The organism is Aeromonas sp. 25-248 (genome assembly GCF_053005425.1).
This window is the reverse complement of record NZ_JBRKTB010000013.1, coordinates 90,777-110,380: the sequence shown is the minus strand read 5'-3', so window position 1 is coordinate 110,380 and position 19,604 is coordinate 90,777. Positions and strand designations below refer to the sequence as shown.

At 63.1% G+C, this 19,604-nt stretch carries 21 protein-coding genes; 9 read left to right on the top strand and 12 right to left on the bottom strand.

The genetic code is table 11. The annotated features are described in order from the left end of the window. Window positions 1-14: 14 nt before the first annotated feature. Window positions 15-326 carry a 30S ribosomal protein S10 gene (gene rpsJ, locus ACVDHI_RS16735; RefSeq protein ID WP_005307944.1) on the bottom strand — a complete coding sequence of 104 codons (312 nt, stop codon included), beginning with the start codon at window positions 324-326 and terminating at the stop codon, window positions 15-17. A gap of 355 nt (window positions 327-681) precedes the next feature. Here rpsJ and ACVDHI_RS16730 point away from each other — a divergent pair, with 355 nt between their 5' ends. Further along, complete coding sequence (locus tag ACVDHI_RS16730) at window positions 682-1,596, top strand: DMT family transporter (RefSeq protein WP_042015269.1); 915 nt, start codon at window positions 682-684, stop codon at window positions 1,594-1,596. A gap of 36 nt (window positions 1,597-1,632) precedes the next feature. On the opposite strand, the gene envZ is transcribed toward ACVDHI_RS16730, so the two are convergent. Both envZ and ompR read right to left on the bottom strand, forming a co-directional pair. Further along, window positions 1,633-2,943, bottom strand: coding sequence for a two-component system sensor histidine kinase EnvZ (gene envZ, locus ACVDHI_RS16725; protein ID WP_052815275.1), 1,311 nt, complete (start codon window positions 2,941-2,943; stop codon window positions 1,633-1,635). Next, window positions 2,940-3,659: an osmolarity response regulator transcription factor OmpR gene (ompR, locus tag ACVDHI_RS16720; protein WP_010672556.1), complete on the bottom strand. Its 720-nt coding sequence runs from the start codon at window positions 3,657-3,659 to the stop codon at window positions 2,940-2,942. The genes envZ and ompR overlap by 4 nt, the downstream gene beginning before the upstream one ends. 202 nt (window positions 3,660-3,861) lie before the next feature. Here ompR and greB point away from each other — a divergent pair, with 202 nt between their 5' ends. Next, window positions 3,862-4,335 (top strand): transcription elongation factor GreB, encoded by a 474-nt coding sequence (gene greB, locus ACVDHI_RS16715; protein ID WP_324062922.1) that lies wholly within the window; start codon window positions 3,862-3,864, stop codon window positions 4,333-4,335. 268 nt (window positions 4,336-4,603) lie between these two features. Beyond that, window positions 4,604-6,910 carry a Tex family protein gene (locus ACVDHI_RS16710; RefSeq protein ID WP_447212302.1) on the top strand — a complete coding sequence of 769 codons (2,307 nt, stop codon included), beginning with the start codon at window positions 4,604-4,606 and terminating at the stop codon, window positions 6,908-6,910. Between the two features lie 58 nt (window positions 6,911-6,968). Here ACVDHI_RS16710 and ACVDHI_RS16705 read toward each other — a convergent pair whose 3' ends face one another. The 3 genes from ACVDHI_RS16705 to bioH all read right to left on the bottom strand — a co-directional run bounded on the left by ACVDHI_RS16705 (window position 6,969) and on the right by bioH (window position 8,805). After that, complete coding sequence (locus ACVDHI_RS16705) at window positions 6,969-7,733, bottom strand: putative metalloprotease CJM1_0395 family protein (protein ID WP_069652949.1); 765 nt, start codon at window positions 7,731-7,733, stop codon at window positions 6,969-6,971. Window position 7,734: 1 nt separating this feature from the next. Further along, window positions 7,735-7,968, bottom strand: a complete 234-nt coding sequence (locus ACVDHI_RS16700) for a hypothetical protein (RefSeq protein WP_010672552.1) — start codon at window positions 7,966-7,968, stop codon at window positions 7,735-7,737. 72 nt (window positions 7,969-8,040) lie between these two features. Continuing rightward, entirely contained in the window at window positions 8,041-8,805 is a 765-nt protein-coding gene (bioH, locus tag ACVDHI_RS16695) for a pimeloyl-ACP methyl ester esterase BioH (protein WP_447212301.1), read from the bottom strand. A 38-nt stretch (window positions 8,806-8,843) separates the two neighbouring features. On the opposite strand from bioH, the gene ACVDHI_RS16690 reads away from it, so the two are divergent. Next, on the top strand, window positions 8,844-9,572 hold the full coding sequence (locus ACVDHI_RS16690) for a ComF family protein (RefSeq protein WP_447212300.1): 729 nt from the start codon (window positions 8,844-8,846) through the stop codon (window positions 9,570-9,572). A gap of 148 nt (window positions 9,573-9,720) precedes the next feature. After that, on the top strand, window positions 9,721-10,299 hold the full coding sequence (gene nfuA / locus ACVDHI_RS16685; protein ID WP_010672549.1) for a Fe-S biogenesis protein NfuA: 579 nt from the start codon (window positions 9,721-9,723) through the stop codon (window positions 10,297-10,299). Window positions 10,300-10,371: 72 nt separating this feature from the next. On the opposite strand, the gene gpsA is transcribed toward nfuA, so the two are convergent. Genes gpsA through ACVDHI_RS16670 form a run of 3 tightly spaced genes read right to left on the bottom strand, consistent with a single transcriptional unit; the run spans window position 10,372 to window position 12,328 of the window. After that, a complete protein-coding gene (gpsA, locus tag ACVDHI_RS16680) occupies window positions 10,372-11,376 on the bottom strand; it encodes an NAD(P)H-dependent glycerol-3-phosphate dehydrogenase (protein ID WP_447212299.1) in 1,005 nt (334 codons plus the stop codon). Between the two features lie 2 nt (window positions 11,377-11,378). Then, complete coding sequence (gene secB, locus ACVDHI_RS16675) at window positions 11,379-11,849, bottom strand: protein-export chaperone SecB (protein ID WP_010672547.1); 471 nt, start codon at window positions 11,847-11,849, stop codon at window positions 11,379-11,381. A gap of 47 nt (window positions 11,850-11,896) precedes the next feature. After that, window positions 11,897-12,328: a rhodanese-like domain-containing protein gene (locus ACVDHI_RS16670; protein ID WP_010672546.1), complete on the bottom strand. Its 432-nt coding sequence runs from the start codon at window positions 12,326-12,328 to the stop codon at window positions 11,897-11,899. Window positions 12,329-12,676: 348 nt separating this feature from the next. Here ACVDHI_RS16670 and gpmM point away from each other — a divergent pair, with 348 nt between their 5' ends. Both gpmM and ACVDHI_RS16660 read left to right on the top strand, forming a co-directional pair. Continuing rightward, window positions 12,677-14,206, top strand: a complete 1,530-nt coding sequence (gpmM, locus tag ACVDHI_RS16665) for a 2,3-bisphosphoglycerate-independent phosphoglycerate mutase (protein WP_039039496.1) — start codon at window positions 12,677-12,679, stop codon at window positions 14,204-14,206. Between the two features lie 9 nt (window positions 14,207-14,215). Then, window positions 14,216-15,619 carry a peptidoglycan DD-metalloendopeptidase family protein gene (locus ACVDHI_RS16660; protein WP_039039497.1) on the top strand — a complete coding sequence of 468 codons (1,404 nt, stop codon included), beginning with the start codon at window positions 14,216-14,218 and terminating at the stop codon, window positions 15,617-15,619. Window positions 15,620-15,824: 205 nt separating this feature from the next. On the opposite strand, the gene ACVDHI_RS16655 is transcribed toward ACVDHI_RS16660, so the two are convergent. Continuing rightward, the gene (locus tag ACVDHI_RS16655) at window positions 15,825-16,475 is read right to left on the bottom strand and encodes a Qnr family pentapeptide repeat protein (protein ID WP_161646876.1); all 651 of its coding nucleotides are present in this window, start codon (window positions 16,473-16,475) and stop codon (window positions 15,825-15,827) included. An 88-nt stretch (window positions 16,476-16,563) separates the two neighbouring features. On the opposite strand from ACVDHI_RS16655, the gene ACVDHI_RS16650 reads away from it, so the two are divergent. Then, window positions 16,564-17,571 carry a substrate-binding domain-containing protein gene (locus tag ACVDHI_RS16650; protein WP_039039499.1) on the top strand — a complete coding sequence of 336 codons (1,008 nt, stop codon included), beginning with the start codon at window positions 16,564-16,566 and terminating at the stop codon, window positions 17,569-17,571. A gap of 110 nt (window positions 17,572-17,681) precedes the next feature. Next, window positions 17,682-18,071: a nuclear transport factor 2 family protein gene (locus ACVDHI_RS16645; RefSeq protein ID WP_219596276.1), complete on the top strand. Its 390-nt coding sequence runs from the start codon at window positions 17,682-17,684 to the stop codon at window positions 18,069-18,071. Window positions 18,072-18,130: 59 nt separating this feature from the next. Here ACVDHI_RS16645 and ACVDHI_RS16640 read toward each other — a convergent pair whose 3' ends face one another. Next, window positions 18,131-18,823 (bottom strand): helix-turn-helix domain-containing protein, encoded by a 693-nt coding sequence (locus ACVDHI_RS16640; RefSeq protein ID WP_139736782.1) that lies wholly within the window; start codon window positions 18,821-18,823, stop codon window positions 18,131-18,133. A gap of 138 nt (window positions 18,824-18,961) precedes the next feature. Next, window positions 18,962-19,603: a bifunctional 4-hydroxy-2-oxoglutarate aldolase/2-dehydro-3-deoxy-phosphogluconate aldolase gene (locus ACVDHI_RS16635; protein WP_039039502.1), complete on the bottom strand. Its 642-nt coding sequence runs from the start codon at window positions 19,601-19,603 to the stop codon at window positions 18,962-18,964. Between the last annotated feature and the right edge of the window lies 1 nt (window position 19,604).

Sequence of the window (19,604 nt, the reverse complement as noted above, 5' to 3'; positions counted from 1 at the left end):
ACCTCTTTCCGTAATTAACCCAGGCTGATCTGGACGTCTACACCAGCTGCCAGATCCAGACGCATCAGAGCGTCTACGGTCTTGTCAGTCGGCTCAACGATGTCTACCAGACGCTTGTGAGTGCGGATCTCGTACTGATCACGCGCGTCTTTGTTGACGTGCGGGGAGATCAGAACGGTGAAACGCTCTTTGCGAGTCGGCAGCGGGATAGGACCGCGAACCTGCGCGCCAGTGCGCTTAGCAGTTTCAACGATTTCCGCAGTGGATTGATCGATCAGGCGATGATCAAAAGCCTTCAGGCGGATACGGATTCTTTGGTTCTGCATTGACAGAGCTCCAATAGATAAAAGAACATAAATCAACACCGCCCGACCGGGACTACTCCCGCCAGAGGTGTGATTTTTCACGTTTCCTCCCATATCGGGAGGACTGTATGGCTGGCAACTCGTAAACGGGAAGCTCAGCAAGCAGACATATCGTCTGGCTGCCTCATGGGCAAGCGGAGGGGATTATACGGATTTTTTCCACTCACGCAAGTGAAGGCGGACAGATTGTGCGCAATTTTATGTGACAGATGGATCTCGCCAACGGCTGGGCAAGCCCTTGCCTGGCAGGGGTAACGACAATGTTGCAAACAGGCTGATAGACTGCGCCCTCGCCCCTGTCTGCGGAACCCATCCCATGCTCAAGAATCAGAAGAAAGCCTACCAGTACGGGCTCTGTGCCGTCGCCCTCTGGTCCACGGTGGCCAGCGCCTTCAAGATCTCCCTCGCCTACTTTGAACCGGTACAGCTGCTGCTGGTCGCGGCCTGCACCTCGACCCTGACCCTGGGGTGCATTGTGGCCTGTCAGGGCAAACTGCCGCTACTGCTCGACTACATCAAGAGTCGCCCCCTCTACTACCTCGCTCTCGGGGTCCTGAACCCCTTTCTCTATTACCTGCTGCTGTTCAAGGCATATGATCTGCTGCCCGCCCAGCAGGCACAGACTCTCAACTACACCTGGGCCATCACCCTCAGCCTGCTGGCCGTTCCCTTCCTCGGTCAAAAGCTGCGCCGCCGCGATGGCGTCGCCATCGTGCTCGGCTATTTCGGCGCCCTGGTGATCGCCACCAGGGGGGACGTGTTCGGTCTACAGTTCGACAGCCCCCTCGGCGTCACGCTGGCGCTGGTGTCGACCCTGATCTGGGCCGGTTACTGGATCCTCAACACCCGCAATCAGGGGGATCCCGTCGTCAGCCTGCTGCTCGGCTTCCTCATCAGCCTGCCCTTCATCATCGTGGCGACCTGGTTGCTCTCGGACTTTGCCATGACCGCCTGGCAGGGATGGGCCGGCGCCATCTATGTGGGGCTGTTCGAGATGGGCTTCGGTTTCGTGCTCTGGCTGATGGCCCTGCGCCACGCCACCAACACAGCCCCCATCAGCAACCTCATCTTCATCTCGCCGTTTGCCTCTCTGGTGCTGCTCAACCTGTTGATCGGCGAAACCATTCACCCGGCAACCCCCATCGGGTTGGCTCTCATCGTCGCCGCCCTGCTTATCCAGCAACTCAAATATGGCAAGCGCTACCGCAAGGTGAGCGACCCCCACCCCTAACAGAAAAAAGGGCGCATCTCTCGATACGCCCTGCTTTCAATCCATCCACTCCAGCGGCTGGTTCTTGGGTAGCCGGATCTCCACCTGCAAGCCCCCCAGTTCGGAGCGCCCCAACCTGATGGTGCCGTGATGCTGGGAGACTATCTTGGTAACGATGGCCAGCCCCAGCCCACTCCCGCCACCGGTGCGCGCCACATTGCCCTGGGTGAAGGGCTTGAGCACCCGGGAGTAGTCCTCTTCTGCAATCCCCGGGCCATTGTCGGAGAGTCGCAGCCGCACCCAGTGGCCATCATCCCTGAGCTCGGCCTGCAACCGAGTCGCACCATAGCGCAGGGAGTTGCCCGACAGATTGTTGAGGATACGGCGAATGCTGATGGGATGGCAGGCCACACGCACCGCCTCCTCCGGCAGGAGCAGCTCCACTTCCAGTCCCTGATCGGTCTGCATCAGCAACGCATCGTGAATGAGCTGGGTCAGGTCGACGGGCCGGGCATCGAGCCCCTCGTTCGGGCGAATGTAATCGATGAACTGATCAATGATGCCGTTCGACTCATCGATGTCCGCATTGATGCTCTCCTTGAGGTACTCATCCCCCGAGGACATCATCTCGGTTGCGAGACGAATGCGGGTGAGAGGGGTGCGCAAATCGTGGGATACCCCGGCCATCATCAGGTTGCGCTCCTCGATCAGCCCCTTGATGGAGCTCGACATGTGGTTGAAGGTGCGGGTCAGGCGGCGCACCTCCCGCGAGCCCTGCTCCCCCAGGGCATCGGGAAAGTTGCCGCGCGCCACCGCCACGGCCCCCGCTTCCAGATCCTCCAGCGGTCGCACCAGCTGACGGGCAAAACGCCAGGCTGCAAACAGGGTCACCACCAGCAAGACGCTCATATAGAGGATGAGCGGTTCGATGTCGTCATCTTCAATTTCCGTCAGGGGAATGCGCACCCACATCTGGCTGGCCTGGGGAGGCTGGATCCAGATGATGTAGTGATCCTGGATTTCAACCCTGACCCTGGTATCCCCTTTCAATTCGCGGCTGATGCTCTGCTCCAGATAGGGGTAGGGCTTGGAATCATTCAGCCCGTGCTGCTCCGCCTCGCTCTGGGTATAGATGTCGCTGCCAGTGGTCACATAGACCAGCGCCTCGGCATCTTCACTGAGCGCCAGCTGGTTGTTGTCCACCGGGAAGATGAGTTTGACCTGGTTTGCCAGCAGGTGGCTGATCTGCTTGACGGTCGGCGCCAGCAGGTAGTTGTAGAAGGTAACGTAGGAGACGACTTGATAGACCACCAGCACGGCAGCCAGAAACCAGAGCATGCGGGAGAACATGCTGCCCACTTTCTTCATGCGTTCTCACCGTCCGGTACGAACACATACCCCAGACCCCAGACGGTCTGCAGATAGCGGGGCTGGGCCGGGTCCTGTTCCAGCAAGCGGCGCAGGCGGGAGACCTGCACATCGATGCTGCGCTCGGTGGCCGTGTACTCGCGACCACGGGCCAGGTTCATCAGCTTGTCACGGGAGAGCGGTTCACGAGGATGACTCACCAGCACCTTGAGCACGGCGAACTCCCCGCTGGTCAGGGCAACCGGTTCGCCATCACGGCTCAGTTCACGGGTCGCCAGATTGAGCTGGTAGGCCCCGAAACTCACCATCTTCTCCGCCGCGGAAGGGGCGCCGGGCAGCTCCACGGTATGGCGGCGCAGCACGGCGCGGATCCGGGCCAGCAGCTCACGGGGGTTGAACGGCTTGGGCAGATAATCGTCGGCCCCCATCTCCAGACCGACGATACGATCCACTTCGTCCCCCTTGGCGGTGAGCATCAAGACAGGGATCTGGTTGCCGGCCTCGCGCAGGCGACGGCAGATGGAGAGGCCATCTTCCCCCGGCAGCATCAGATCAAGCACCATCAGGCTGAAGTTTTCACGCGTCAGCAGGCGATCGGCCTGCTCCCCGTTGGCGACACCCCGCACTACAAACCCCTGCTCGGTGAGGTAGCGCTCCAGCAAGGAACGCAGTTTCAGATCGTCGTCCACCACCAGGACCTTGTATTGCTGACTCATTGCCACCTCTCTTTTCTGTCTCCCCTCATACTAGAGCCGCCCCCTGCAACCACAAAGCATAAATATGTTACCGGTTATTGCCCTCATTCGGCCCCGGAGCCGGGAAGGATGGATGGCCAGCTCTGCTTTTTGCTCGACAGGGCGGCGACAATGACTAAGATCCCGGGCAACCGGATGCAATTGGCGAGGGAGTGATAACCCCATGAAAACCAAACTCATTACCCGTGAAGGCTACACCAGGCTCCGGCAGGAGCACGACATGCTCTGGCGGGAGGAGAGGCCCGATGTCACCAAAAAAGTAGCTTGGGCGGCGGGCCTGGGTGATCGCAGCGAGAATGCCGATTACCAGTACAACAAGAAACGCCTGCGGGAGATCGACCGCCGGGTTCGCTACCTGCGCAAGTGCCTGGAAGAGCTGACCATAGTCGACTACTCCCCCTCCCAGGAGGGCAAGGTCTTCTTCGGTGCCTGGGTCGAGGTGGAAAACGACGAGGGTGAGACCAAGCGCTTTCGCATCGTCGGCTATGACGAGATCTTCGGCCGCAAGGATTACATCTCCATCGACTCCCCCATGGCCCGTGCCCTGCTCAAGAAAGAGGTGGGCGATGAAGCCATGGTTCAAACGCCAGTGGGTGACGCCTGCTGGTACATCAATGAGATCAGCTATCCCAAATAAGCCAGGCCGACCCTCACTGCCAAATCGGCTGACAAGGCCAGGAGAGACCGAGCATGTCCGCCCACTGGGTATGAGAAACGTCATTTCTGCCGGGGTGGCATCCCGCTGCCCGACCCCATATAGTGCTCACACCCGGCGCCTTGCGGCGCCAACCGGCCCGCGCGGCAGTGGCCTGGCAGGTATCTAAAGTATCGCCAGGACAGACCCCCTGTTCGGCGACACAGCCCCACGCTGGCCAGTGAGACAGGACCTGACCAAGAGACCCTCGATGCAAAGCCACGTAATAGAACATCAGATCGCCGGTGAGCTGAATGCCCGCCCGGAACAGGTGCAGGCAGCCGTTCGCCTGCTGGACGAAGGCGCGACCGTGCCCTTCATCGCCCGTTACCGCAAAGAGGTGACAGGCGGTCTGGACGACAGCCAGCTGCGTACCCTGGAGAGCCGCCTCGGCTACCTGCGCGAACTGGCAGATCGCCGCCAGGTGATCCTGCGCTCCATCGAAGAGCAGGGCAAACTGACCCCCGAGCTGGCCCGCGAGCTGAACGAGGCCGACAGCAAGACCCGTCTGGAAGACCTCTACCTCCCCTACAAGCCCAAGCGCCGCACCAAGGGACAGATGGCCATCGAGGCGGGGCTGGAGCCACTGGCGGATTTGCTGCTGGGTGACCCCATGAAGGATCCCGAACAGGAGGCGGTTCGCTTCCTCAATGCCGAGCAGGGGATCACCGACGGCAAGGCCGCCCTCGACGGTGCCCGTTACATCCTGATGGAGCGTTTCGCCGAGCAGGCGGATCTCCTTGAGAAGTTGCGGGACTACCTGTGGCACAACGCCACCCTGCGTGCCCGCGTAGTGGCAGGCAAGGAGCAGGAAGGGGCCAAGTTCAAGGACTACTTCGAACACGACGAACCCCTGCACAAGGCCCCCTCCCACCGGGTGCTGGCCATGTTGCGCGGCCGCAACGAGGGGATCCTCAACCTGGCGCTGGTCGCCGGCGACGATGAGGGTGCCAGCCCCTGCGAAGGGATCATCGCCCATCACCTCAGACTCAACCTGCAACACCGCCCGGCCGACAAGTGGCTGCAGGGGGTGGTGAGCTGGACCTGGAAGATCAAGCTCTCCCTGCAGATGGAGACCGAGCTGATCGGCCGCATCCGCGAATCGGCAGAAGACGAGGCGATCAAGGTGTTCGCCATGAACCTCAAGGATCTGCTGATGGCAGCGCCGGCTGGCATGCGCTGCACCATGGGGCTGGATCCCGGCATCCGCACCGGGGTCAAGGTGGCGGTGGTGGATGCCACCGGCAAGCTGGTCGATCACGCGACCATCTATCCGTTCGAACCCAAGCGCCAGGTCGATCAGAGTCTCAAGACTCTGAGCGAGCTGTGCCAGAAGCACAAGGTCGAGCTCATCAGCATCGGCAACGGCACCGCATCCCGGGAAACCGACCGCCTGGTGAGCGATCTGTTCGAGCGCTACCCGGCCGCCAAGGCGCAGAAAATCGTGGTCAGTGAAGCGGGGGCATCGGTCTACTCCGCCTCCGAGCTCGCCTCCCAGGAGTTCCCGGATCTCGACGTCTCCATTCGCGGCGCCGTCTCCATCGCTCGCCGTCTCCAGGATCCCCTGGCAGAGCTGGTCAAGATCGACCCCAAGAGCATAGGTGTCGGCCAGTACCAGCACGACGTCGGCCAGAGCCAGCTGGCCCGCCGCCTCGACGCGGTGGTCGAGGATTGCGTGAACGCGGTGGGGGTGGATGTGAATACCGCCTCGGTCGCCCTCCTCAACCGGGTTTCCGGCCTCTCCCAGACCCTGGCCCAGAACATCGTCGCCTACCGCGACGAGAACGGCGCCTTCAAGAGTCGTCAGCAGTTGCTGAAAGTTGGCCGACTCGGGCCCAAGGCATTCGAGCAATGCGCCGGCTTCCTGCGCATTCGGGGCGGCAGCAACCCGCTGGACGGCTCGGCGGTGCACCCGGAATCCTACCCGGTGGTGGAGCGGATCCTCGCCAAGCTGGAGCAGACCGTGGACAGCCTGCTCGGCAACAGCAGCCTGCTGCGCACCCTCAAGCCCACCGACTACACCGACGAGCAGTTCGGGGTGCCTACCGTCACCGACATCATTGGCGAGCTGGACAAGCCCGGCCGCGACCCGCGTCCCGAGTTCAAGACCGCCACCTTCAAGGAAGGAGTGGTGAAAATCAGCGATCTGGTGCCCGAGATGGTGTTGGAGGGTGTGGTCACCAACGTCACCAACTTCGGCGCCTTCGTCGACATCGGCGTCCATCAGGACGGGCTGGTGCACATTTCTTCCCTCACCGATCGCTTCGTCAAGGATCCCCGCGAGGTGGTCAAGGCCGGTGACATCGTCCGGGTCAAGGTGCTGGAAGTCGACGTACCGCGCAAACGCATCAGTCTGACCATGCGTCTGGATGAAAAAGCCGGCCAGCCTGCACGCAAACCGGCCGAGCCGCGTCACACCGGCAACGCCAAGCCGAAGCAGGCGCCCCGTCAGAGCGCTCCGACCGAGGGTGCCATGGGCAACGCCTTCGCGGCTGCCTTGTCGAAACTGAAGAGATAAGCCCCCAGAATGCAAAAAAGCCCCGAAAGGGGCTTTTTCATGCCTGCACTGAGCGGGATCAAACGTCCTGACTCAGGCTATGCGGAGAGGCTGGCCTCACCGCTTGCTGATAGTGCCTGGCAATCACCTGGTTTCGATTGTCCATATAAGCACCGAGCGGGCCTGTGGTTTCCTGCCTGAGGGTCATCAGATCCTTGCGGGCCTGTGCCTCCTTGCCAGAGGCGGCACGGGCCACACTCATGTCTTGTGATGATGGTTCATCGGGAGCCAGTGCGGCGGCACGCACCTGCTGCATCTTGGCGATGGTCGCGGCGGGATCCCCGGGAATGGTCCCCATGTCGATGACCACCTCCCCCCCGGTGGCATAACGCTTGCCATCCGGCCCACGGGAAAACTGATAGGTAGGGCTCCCCGCATGCTCGCCGCCGGCTGCCTGGTGAGCCTGCTCATGCTTGCGAACTTCGAGATCCCGTTCGACCAGCGCAGCCACCTGACGCTGCTGCTGCTTTTGCTGCTCCTGCTGTTCACCCTCCTGACGTTGTCGACGCTCCCCCTCCTCCCCCGTTGCCTCGACAAAACGGTGCGCCACCATCACGGGGCCGGTCTGGCCGTTCTCTTTCGTGGACGAGGATGGGGCGGCGGGATTGGCCTGGGCGGCCCGGGATCTCTCTTTCTGGGAACCGACGCCGGACTCGGCGTTGGACGCCTCGCTCTGGCGGCTGGGGGGCACCAGTTCTGCGCGGCGGTTGTCAGTCTGTGCCGATTCCGTCTGCGGCTGCAGTTGATTCGGAATGATGGTCGGCAGACTGACGTTGATGTTCATGTCACACCCGGATATCGATCAGGGTGCCCAGCATGTCGCTGGCCGTCTGGATCACCTTGGCGGATGCCCCGGCATGCAGCTCGGCCACCTTGAGATTCACCAGTTCATCCGGCAACTGCACCTGATCACCCGCTGGCGTATTGAGACGGGCGATCTGGCTGGACGCCTGGCCAGCCAACTGCTCGGCCCGTTGGAACCCCTGCACGCCCGCCGTCATGGCTGATTCGATACGCATTGGCACACTCCTCTGTAGGGTTGGCTAATTATCCATCAACCTGACGAGTTATTGAAGCCTGCCGCTCAAATCTCAGTCAATGAACCGCCGCAGGAGGGTGATGAACTGCTCTGGATGGGAGATGAAGGGGGCATGGGATGCCTTCTCCAGCACCAGACTGTGGCTGGCAGGATAGCGCGCATCCAGCAAGGGGATCACCGCCTTCGGCACCAGGGTATCCAGCCTGCCGTAAAGACGCAGCCAGGGCAGATCCAGGCCGATCAGTTCATCCCGCAGATCGACCTCGACCAGCAGGCCCAGACCCGCCTCCAGGGCCGCAAGCCGGGGAGCGGGTCGCTCCGCCAGCCAGTGACGCAACTGGCGAATGTCGTTTCTGGCGTGCTCGCTGCCCATGGCCTGGATCGCGAGGAAGCGCTCTATGGTCTGCATGAAGTCGCCGGCCAGCATCTGGTTGAACCCCGCCAGCACCTTGGGGGCAATCCCGGGCCACTCGTCGCGAGCCATGAAGCAGGGAGAACTGGCTACGGTAATGAGAGAGTGAAGGCGTTCAGGCATGGTCAGCGCCAACTGGCTCGCCACCAGACCACCGAGGGACCAGCCGAGCAGATGGCATTTTTCGGGCAATATGGCCGCCACCTGCTCTGCCAGCCAGGGCAGGGTGTAGTCTGTCCCTGCTTGCAGGGGGCTGTTGCCAAAGCCGGGCAGGTCCACCAGATGCAGCCGATAGTGGGCAGCCAGTTCTTGGGCAATACCGTGCCAAACGGCACCGTTCATGCCCCAGCCATGCAACAACACCAGGTCCGGGCCCTGGCCAAACCGCTCAACCGATACGCTCATCTAGACTCAAGATCCCTGTTTATCTGCTTGGAGCCTGCATGTTAAAGCGGCTGCTCGCCAAAGCAAGTCCGATCCTTGGCACCCAGTCCGACTGGCTCGGTCTGTGCCTGCTCTGTCGCCAACCCTGTGACGAGACGCCCTTGTTGTGCTCCTGGTGCCGCCACGCCCAGCGCCAGCACGACAGACGATGCCTGATGTGTGCAGCACCGCTGCCGGAGCAACATCGCGAGAGCGAACTGCTGTGCGGACGCTGCCAGCGCAGACCCGCCCCCTGGGAGCGTTTGCAGGTGATCGGCGATTATCAGGCACCTTATGCCCAACTCATCCCCCGGCTGAAGTATTCCGGTCAGATCCTGCTCGCGCCGCTGCTTGCCAGCCTGCTGGCAGACCATCTGGACCTCGCCAACCCACCGCAGGTCATCATTCCGGTTCCCCTGCACTGGTGGCGCCAGTGGTGGCGCGGCTTCAATCAGGCAGAAGAAATCGGCCATGCCCTGAGCGCACTCACCGGCATTCCTTCCGACACCCGCGTACTGCGCCGGACAAGGTCGACCCCGCAACAGACCCGGCTCAGTGCCGGCCAGCGGCGACGCAATCTGCGAGGCGCCTTCGAAATGGCACCTCACCACTACCGGCATGTGGCACTGCTCGATGATGTGGTCACCACGGGCGCCACCGCAGGTCAGCTCACCCGGTTGCTTCATGAGCACGGCGTCACTACGGTAGAGGTGTGGGCCATCTGCCGTACCCTCCGACACCTGAAATAACCGGGCAGGGATCCGGCCCGGGAGTCCGCTGGCGGCATGATTCCGATACGCCCGGGCTCACAGGCTCGCCATCGGCACGCTACCCAAGCCCCGCCAAGCGAGTTATCATGAATACCCTAGTCGTACACTCAGGTTTATGAGGATAGTGATGATCAGCATTTCCGACACCGCCCAGGCCCACTTCCGCAAGTTGCTGGAGAAGCAGCCTGATGGCACCAACATCCGGGTGTTTGTGGTCAATCCGGGAACCCAGAATGCCGAGTGCGGCGTATCCTATTGCCCACCCGACGCGGTCGATCCGGAAGATCAGCACCTGCCCTTCAGCGGCTTCGACTGCCTGGTCGATCCCCTGAGCGCCCCCTTCCTGGTGGATGCCACCATCGATTTCGTCACCGATCAGATGGGCTCCCAGCTCACCCTGAAAGCCCCCAACGCCAAGATGCGCAAGGTGGCCGACGACGCCCCGCTGATCGACCGTATCGAATACGTGTTGATGTCCGAGGTGAACCCCATGCTGGCCGGTCACGGCGGCAAGGTCACCCTGGTCGAGCTGACCGACGACAAACTGGCCATCCTGCAGTTTGGCGGTGGTTGCAACGGTTGCTCCATGGTCGACTACACCCTGAAAGAGGGGATCGAGAAGCAGCTGCTGGAGAAATTCCCGGGCGAGCTCAACGGCGTCAAGGATGCCACCGAGCACCAGCGCGGCGACCACTCCTACTACTGATTTGCCCCCTTGCGGCAAAGAAAAGGCCCCGCCAGTTGGCGGGGCCTTTTGCATGCTGCGGCTGGCAGAAGATCACTCGTCCTTCTTGTCTCGCGACAGCAGGGCGATGGCTGCCTCTTTCGGATTCTTGCCTTCGTACAGCACCTTGAAGATCTGTTCGCAGATGGGCATCTCGACGCTGCAACGGGCCGCCAGCAGATGCACTTCCTTGGTGTTGCGATAGCCTTCCACCACCTGGCCTATCTCGGCCATGGCGGTGTCAACCGACTTGCCCGCTCCCAGCGCCAGACCGAAACGGCGGTTGCGCGACTGGTTGTCGGTACAGGTCAGCACCAGATCCCCGAGCCCCGCCATCCCCATGAAGGTCTTGGCGTCGGCCCCGAGGGCGGCGCCGAGGCGCTGCATCTCCACCAGACCCCGGGTGATGAGCGCGGTTCTGGCATTGGCGCCAAAGCCGAGTCCGTCAGAGAGACCGGCACCGATGGCGATGACGTTCTTGACCGCCCCGCCCAGCTGCAGACCGATGAAGTCCGGATTGGTATAGACCCGGAACGAGCGGCCGCAGTGCAGCAGGTGGGAGAGATCGTCGGCAAAGTCGTCGTGGGTCGAGGCCACCGAGATGGCGGTCGGCAGACCGGCAGCCAGCTCGCGGGCGAAGGTCGGGCCCGAGATGACCGCCAGTGGAATGGCATCCCCCAGCACCTCCCGCGCCACCTCTTGCAGCAGACGGCCGCTGTCCGGCTCCAGCCCCTTGGTGGCCCAGGCGATCCGGGTATCCGGGCGCAGGAAGGGTTTGACCCGGGCCAGTACCTGGCCGAACACATGGCTCGGCACCACCAGCAGCAGCACGGGAGCGGCTTGCACCGCCGCCTGCAGATCCGACGTCAGTTGCAGATCGGCCGGGAAGGGGACATCCGGCAAGAATGCCTTGTTGCAGCGATCCTGTTCCAGCTCGGCGACATGGGCAGGGTCGTGACCCCACAGCAGGGTCGGATGACCATTGCGCGCCAGAGAAATGGCAAGGGCGGAGCCATAAGACCCCGCCCCCAGGACCGAGATTGCGATCTGGTCGGCCATTATCAGGCTTCCGCAGTCGCCTGCTGGGCCTGTACCTGCGCCATGTGCTGGGCGAACAGGGCGTCGAAGTTGACCGGAGCCAGGTTCAGTTGCGGGAAGGAACCCTTGCTCACCAGGTTGGACACCGCTTCGCGGGCATACGGGAACAGGATGTTCGGGCAGAAGGCCGCCAGGCAGTGGGCCAGTTGCGGCTCCGGCAGGTTGCCGATGGTGAAGATGCCGGCTTGCTGCACTTCACACAGGAAGGCGGTCTCGGTTTCCAGCTTGCAGGTGACAGTCAGGGTCAGCACCACTTCATAGACGCTGTCGGCCAGGACATTGGTCTTGGTGTCCATGTCCAGCTTGACGTCCGGCTGCCACTCTTTCTGGAAGATGTGCGGGGTATTCGGGGCTTCGAAGGAGACATCCTTGGTGTAGACACGCTGGATGTGGAATTCCGGTTGCACTTCCTGGTTGTTGATTTCGTCAGCCATTTCGTTTGATTCCTTTTTAAGATAATGAGTGGGCGCAGGCCCTTAAATCAGCGTTTTTTGGTCACCGGCAGATTGTCTGCACGCCATTGGGCCATGCCACCGCTGAGCACATACACCTGCTTGAAACCGGCCTTGCTCAGTTGGCGACCCGCGCCACCAGCGGTCATCCCCGACTCGCACACCACTATGATGGGGGCATCCTTGTGCTTTTCAACCGGGCCCAGATTATTCGCCTGGATCTGGGCGAGCGGCAGGTGATGGGCCCCGGCCAGATGGCCCTTGGCAAATTCATCCTGACTGCGAATGTCCACGACGGTGGCATTTTCACGGTTGATAAGCAGGGTAGCGGCGTGGTTGTTGACCGCCTTCACCGGAGAAAAACGAGCACGCACAGTGGTATACACCAGGGTGCCTGCCAGGCCCAACCAGGCTGCGGTCAGCAGCGGATTGCGGGCCGCGAAATCCAAATACTCTTGCATCTTCTACTATCCAGGGACCAAGACAAGGGCCCGAGTATACATGGGGCCCTGCATAAGATCAGCCATCTTGGCGGCAAAGCGAGAGCAAGCTCCCATCAGGGATGGCTGCCGATTCTTCCTCCTCCAACCGGGCAGAACGAGAGGATGTGCCATGCCGAAAAGAGGGGGGAAACAGAGGAAACCCCGCCGCGGCAGACAAGCCGGCAACATGCCTAAAACAGCGGGATAACAGTTAAAAAGCGAGGCTGGAGAGGGACTTGGCTATCAGGTGACTATTTCGGCAGATGTAGTAATATTACGCTAGTTTCACTTCCCGCAATTCATTCCTATCCGAGAGGACATAGCCTTATGTCAACAGCTAAGAAACCGCTGGTTCTGGTCATCATGGACGGTTGGGGCTACAGCACCAAGCAAGAGTACAACGCCGTTGCTGCCGCCAAGACCCCCAACCTGGATCGCCTGGCCCGTGACTACACCAGCACCCTGATCTCCGGCTCCGGCCTGGACGTGGGTCTGCCGGACGGCCAGATGGGCAACTCCGAAGTGGGCCACACCAACATCGGAGCCGGTCGCGTCGTCTATCAGGAGCTGACCCGCATCTCCAAGGACATCCAGGACGGCGACTTCTTCCAGAACGTCGAGCTGGCCAAGGCTGTCGACGCTGCCGTGACCAAGGGCAAGGCCGTGCACATCATGGGTCTGATGTCCCCGGGTGGCGTACACAGCCACGAAGAGCACATCATGGGCATGATCGAGATGGCCGCCAAGCGTGGCGCCGAGCAGATCTACTTCCACGCCTTCCTGGATGGCCGCGACGTCCCGCCGCGCAGTGCCCAGTCCTCCATCGAGCTGTTCGACGCCCTGTTTGCCCGCCTGGGCAAGGGTCGTTTCGCCTCCATGATCGGTCGTTACTACGCCATGGACCGCGACAACCGCTGGGATCGCGTGCAGCAGGCCTATGACCTGATGACTCAGGGCAAGGGCGAATTCACCGCCGACAACGCCACCGACGCGCTGGCCGCCGCCTATGCCCGCGACGAGAACGACGAGTTCGTCAAAGCCACCCGCATCGGCGACGCTGTACCGATGATCGACGGCGATGCGCTGATCTTCATGAACTTCCGCGCCGACCGCGCCCGCGAAATCACCCGCGCCTTCGTCGATACCGACTTCACCGGCTTCGCCCGCACCGCCACCCCGGCGCTGCACTTCGTGATGCTGACCGAATACGCGGCCGACATCAAAACCGCCTGTGCCTATCCGCCCACCGCCCTGGTCAATACCCTGGGTGAGTGGCTGGCCAAGCAGGGCAAGACCCAGCTGCGCATCTCCGAGACCGAGAAGTACGCCCACGTCACCTTCTTCTTCAACGGTGGCGAAGAGGCCTGCTTCAGCGGCGAAGATCGCGAAATCGTGGCGAGCCCGAAAGTGGCTACCTATGACCTGCAGCCGGAGATGAGCTCCGAAGAGCTGACCGACAAGCTGGTTGCGGCCATCAAGAGCGGCAAGTACGACGTCATCATCTGCAACTACCCGAACGGCGACATGGTCGGTCACACCGGCGTGTTCGATGCGGCCGTCAAAGCCTGTGAAGCGGTCGACCACTGTATCGGTCGCGTCACCGACGCCCTGGCGGAAGTGGGTGGCGAGTGCCTCATCACCGCCGACCATGGCAACGCCGAGAAGATGATGGACGAAGAGACTGGTCAGGCCCACACCGCCCACACCAATCTGCCGGTTCCCCTCATCTACTTCGGTCGTAAAGCCGAGGTCGCCGAAGGTGGCAAACTGTCCGACCTGGCCCCCACCATGCTGACCCTGATGGGTCTGCCGGTGCCGCCGGAAATGACTGGCAAGCCCCTGATGATTCTGAAATAATCCTGCCCCATGCGGGGATGCGAAATTATTTCACAGAAAACCAGTCGCGTCGGCCTGTTGGCCGGCGCGCTGTTTTTTTGCCTGATCGGCGGTACCGGCACAGCCCAGGCTGCGAACCAGCAGCTGGGGGCCATGCAGTCCCAGATCAAGGAACAGCAACAGACCCTCAAGCTCAGCAAGCAGGAGCTTGCCAAGCTCAACACCCAGCTCAAGGCTGACGAGCAGGCCATTTCGGCTGCCGCCGCCAAACTCGAGCAGACCAGACAGCAACTCCGGCAGAACCAGCAGAAGCTGGCGTCCCTGCAGCAGGACAAGCTGGCACTGGAGCAACAAGCCAAACACCAGAAGCAGTTGCTGGCCAAGCAGGCGGAAAGCGCCTTCCAGGCGGGCAACCACGATTACCTCAAACTGCTGCTCAACCAGCAGGATCCGGCCAAGCTGAGCCGCGCCCTCGACTATTTCGACTACCTCAACAAGGCCCGTATCGAGGCCATTGAAGCCCTGCGCGCCACCCGTGACAAGCTGGCCAAGAACCAGCAGGCCACCAGGGAGACCGAGAACCGCCTCCAGACCCTGCTCGGCGAGCAGCAGGAACATCACCAGAGCCTGCTGGCCAGCCAGCAGAGCCGTGCCAAGGTGCGCAACCAGTTGCAGCAATCGGTGCAGGCCGACGAGCAAAAGCTCGACAAACTGGTCAAGGCGGAGAAGGCGCTCAAGGCGCGGCTGGAAGAGCTGCGTCGTCAGCAGGAAGAAAAGGAACGCCGCGAACGGGCCGAGCGGGAGCGCCTTGCCAAGATCAAGGCCGAGCAGGAGCGCCAGCGCCGTCTGGAGGCCCAGCGCCTGGCAGCCGAGCAGAAGCGCATCGAGGAGCAGCAGCGGATCGCGGCCCAGCAGCGCCAGGTCGGCGAACAGCAGCGGCTGGCGGCCCAGCAGCAACGCGTCGCCGAACAGCAGGCCAAGGTGGCGCAGCAGCAAGCAGCCGCCCGCAACAGCGCCAAGGCAAGCAGCAACGGCTACGGCGGTCTGAGCACGGGTGGCAACCTGCGCTGGCCGGTGCAGGGCCCCATCCTCATCTCCTACGGCTCGCCACGTACCGCCGAGCTGAAGTGGAAGGGCACCCTGATCGGCGCCAGCGAAGGGACCCAGGTCAAGGCGGTGGCACCGGGACAGGTGGTCTACGCCGACTGGCTCGACGGCTTCGGCATGCTGCTGGTCATCGACCACGGCAAGGGCTACATGAGCCTCTACGGCCACAACCAGTCGCTGCTGCGCCAGGTGGGACAAAAGGTGGAGCAGGGTGAGCCCGTGGCCCTGGTCGGCGACAGCGGCGGACAGGAGCGCTCCGGCCTCTACTTCGAGATCCGCTATCAGGGCGAGGCCATCAACCCGACCAAGTGGCTGGCCAGACGCTAAGCCCGCCTTGGCGGTGCCCGAGTGGAGTCCGCTACCTCATCCCCAGCCCTTCTCCCGCGAGGGGGGCATGGAGCAAAAGACAGCAACACCGCGTCGTTTACCACTTCACCTGACAAAAAGTCTGCATCGCGCAGACTTTTGCTTGCCAGGGGGGGCACAACACCGCCCGCCCCGATGATGAAAACTTACCTCTTTTCCACCCCGCTCAGGGGAAGACCACCAGCCCGATCTGCTCCAGCAGCCCCTGCTGCTGATCTTCATTGATCTGCACCCCGGCGAGGTTGACCCGGCGCAGATCCAGACCGGGCAGATCGCACTGGCGCAGATCGCAGCCTTGCAGGTTGAAGCTGGTCCAGTCGATTTGCCCGAACTCGGAGCCGCTGAGATCCGAGCCCGCCAGGGAGGCGCCAAGCAGGTTGGCCCCGTGCCAGCGGTTGCCGGCAAGCTCGCACCGCTCCAGCAGACAGCTTTCGAAGTTGGCGTAGCTGAAGTTGTTGCCGGTGAGGTGGGCCTCGCAGAAATAGCTTTTGGCAGTGATCCGGTTGGCGAAGCTGGCATGGGCGAAGTTGATCCCCATGGCCTGGCAGTCGCGCATCTCCAGCCCAAGACACTGGCTGCGGCCGAAGTCCGCCAGGGTGAGATCGCAGCGCAGGAAGCTCGCCTCCCGCAGATCGCAGCCCTGAAACAGGCATCCCAGCTCCCGTTCCCTGTCATAGAAGCTGCAGTCGACGAAGCGGCTCTCCCCGAGATCGAGCCAGGAGAAGTGACAGCCGATGAAGCGGCACCCCTGGAACTGCTCCCCCTCCACCTCCTGCTGCTCGAAGTGGACCCCCTCGAAGCACCTGCCCTTGATCATCCCCTGCCCCCTGTTGATGGCGTCATATGCTGACATTACCGTGCAAAAACGGTAATGTTACGTGTAACATTTTTTGCCGGATCCCCAGATGAACGACACCCGCAAGCGCCGCCCTACCCTGCAGGACATTGCCGACCTGACCGGTGTCACCAAGATGACCGTCAGCCGCTACCTGCGCGACCCGTCCGCCGTGGCCGAAGGGACCCGCGAGCGCATCGCCGCCGCGGTGGAGGAGCTCGGCTACATCCCGAACCGGGCGCCGGACATGCTGTCGAACGCCACCAGCAAGGCGATCGGCATCCTGATCCCCTCCCTCTCCAATCAGGTCTTCTCGGCGGTGATCCACGGCATCGAGGCGGTGACCCGGCCCGCCGGCTACCAGACCCTGCTCGCCCACTACGGCTACAGCCCGGAGCGGGAGGAGGAGCAGGTCGCCTCCCTCCTCTCCTACAACGTGGACGGGCTCATCCTCTCGGACACCCAGCACACCGAGCGCACCCGCAAGATGATCGCCACCGCCGGCATCCCGGTGGTGGAGACCATGGATCTGCCCCTCTCCCCCATCGACATGGTGGTGGGCATGGATCATCGGGCCGCCGCCCGGGCCATGGTAACAGAGATGCTGCGCCGGGGACGGCGCAAGGTGATCTACCTCGGTGCCCGGCTCGACGTGCGCACCCAGCTGCGAATGGAAGGCTACTACCAGGCGATGGCCGATTTCGGTCTGACCGGCCAGCACCTGCTGACGGAGCAATCCTCCAGCTTCACCCTGGGGGGAGAGCTGCTGGCCCAGGCCATGGCGCGCTTCCCCGATCTCGACGGCCTGTTCTGCACCAACGACGACCTGGCGGTGGGGGCCCTGCTGCAATGCCAGGCCAGGTGGATCCCGGTGCCCCAGCAGGTGGCCATCGCCGGCAGCAACGCCCTCGACATCGGCCACGCCATGACCCCCAAGCTCGCCAGCATCGTCACCCCCCGCGAGACCATAGGTCGCGAAGCCGCCATCATGCTGCTGGCCCGCCTCGGCGGCCAGCCGCTGGCGACCAGGTGCAAGGACATCGGCTTCTCCCTCTATGAGGGGGAAAGCCTCGGCTGATCCCCGGCCATCATGGCGCGTTCGACCGCCATGATGGCGCCTTCTCCCCTCTCCCCTCGCCGTCCCCTGGCCTATGCTGGCTCCTCCATCCCCCCTGTCAGGAGCAGACCATGCACCACACCGACCGATTGAAAGCCTGCCTGCAGCGCGTCATCTGCGATCCCGCCTTCCCCCTGGCGGAGCTCGACGACTGGTTCACCCCCGACTACTGCCAGGAGGTGAACGGCGAGCGGCTCGACTACCCGGCGTTTCACCAGCACATCGCCACACTGCGCCGCCATCTGGCCGGGGCGAGCATCGAGTTTGTCGCCACCCTGGCGCAGGGGGAGCGGGTGCACTCGACCCATGTGGTGCGGGCCACCCGCCAGGACGGCGGCACCCTGGTCTGCAAGGTAAGCGGCCTCTTCACCTTTCGCGGCGATCGGATCTGCCACACCGACGAGGTGACCTGTCTGCTGGCAGGCAGCAAGGAGGATGCAGATATCGGCTCGCGGCGCTGACTGCCGGCAACCCGCAGACACCGCCATGGCGGGCAGGCAGGAAGGAAGACGACGGACCCTCAGGCCGCCGGTTCGCGTCGGGCAAGGCGCTGGAGGGCGCGGGACAAGGCGCCGGGATCTTCGTAGCCGAGCCGATCGGCGATCTGGGCCAGCGTGAGCCCCCGGTGCTGCAACTGGCGCGCCCGTCCCAGCACCACCTGCTCCCGCCACTGGCGAAAGCTGCACCCCAGCTGCTGGAGGAAGAGCCGGTTGAGGGTGCGCACCGAGGCGCCACAATCTGCCGCCAGCGCCGTCAGCGTCAGATGGATGGCGGGTGCCTGGCACACCCTGTCCAGCACCCGCAGCAGGCGCGGGTCCAGCGCCCCGGCGAGGGGAATGCGCGCCGCGAGCGGATCGGCGCGCTCCAGCTCCTGGCCAAGCACCGTCAGATAGGCCCCCTTCACCTCCTCCTCGGCCAGCTCGGGCAGGCGGGCGAAGAGGCCCGCCAGCAGCGGGCTGGCCTGCAAGGGGCCGAAGGCGGTGCGGGCCGACGTCGGCACATAGAGGAGGGAGAGCCGGGAGCGGCGCAGCACGCGAAACTCGTGCTCCCACCCCGCCGGAATAAAGCAGATCTGGCCCGCCACCAGCAGTTCTCCCTCCCCTCGCCCCGTGATGATGCCGCCCCCGTCGTGCAGATAGCAGTATTGGGCATGGGGGTGGCAGTGCAGCGCGGTGAAGTGCCCTTGCGGGTAGGATGGATGCAGACAGGACATGAAGGCTCCAGGGGAGAGGGGCGGCCCCCGACCTTAAGCAAGGGCGAGGCCGGAAGCAAACGGCCTCCCCCCTCCGGGGGCGGAAAAACAGCAGGCCACCCGGGGGTGGCCTGTTTAATTTTTCTAAACGATATTTGCTTAGCGTTTAACCAATTCAACCGCTTCCCGGGAGAGGCGGGTCACCTCCTCCCAGTTGCCGCTCTTGACGGCGTCTGCCGGCAGCATCCAGGAGCCGCCGACGGTGGCCACACATTTCAGCGCCAGGTAGTCGGCCACGTTTTTCGGGCCGATGCCGCCGGTGGGGCAGAATTTCACCTGGGGCAGGGGCGCCGCGATGGCGGAGAGTGCCTTGGTGCCGCCATTCGCCTCGGCCGGGAAGAATTTGAGGTGGTCGTAGCCCGCTTCCAGCGCCTGCATCACCTCGGACGGGGTGGCCACCCCCGGGATCAGCGGCGCCGTGCTCTTGGCCGCGTGGGCCAGCAGGGCCGGGGTCATGCCCGGGGAGATGACGAAGCGGGCACCGGCAGCGACGGCGGCATCAAACTGCGCGCAGTTGAGCACGGTACCGGCACCGACCATGGCATCCGGCATCGCCTTGGCGATGAGGGCTATGGCGTCCAGCGCCACCGGGGTGCGCAGGGTGATCTCGAACACCGAGATGCCGCCGTCCAGCAGCGCCTTGGCCATCGGCAGGGCCTGCTCCAGGTCGTTGATGACCATCACGGGTACCAGGGGGGAGGCGGCAAACACCTCGGCAGGGGTCACTTTCCAGTTCTGCATA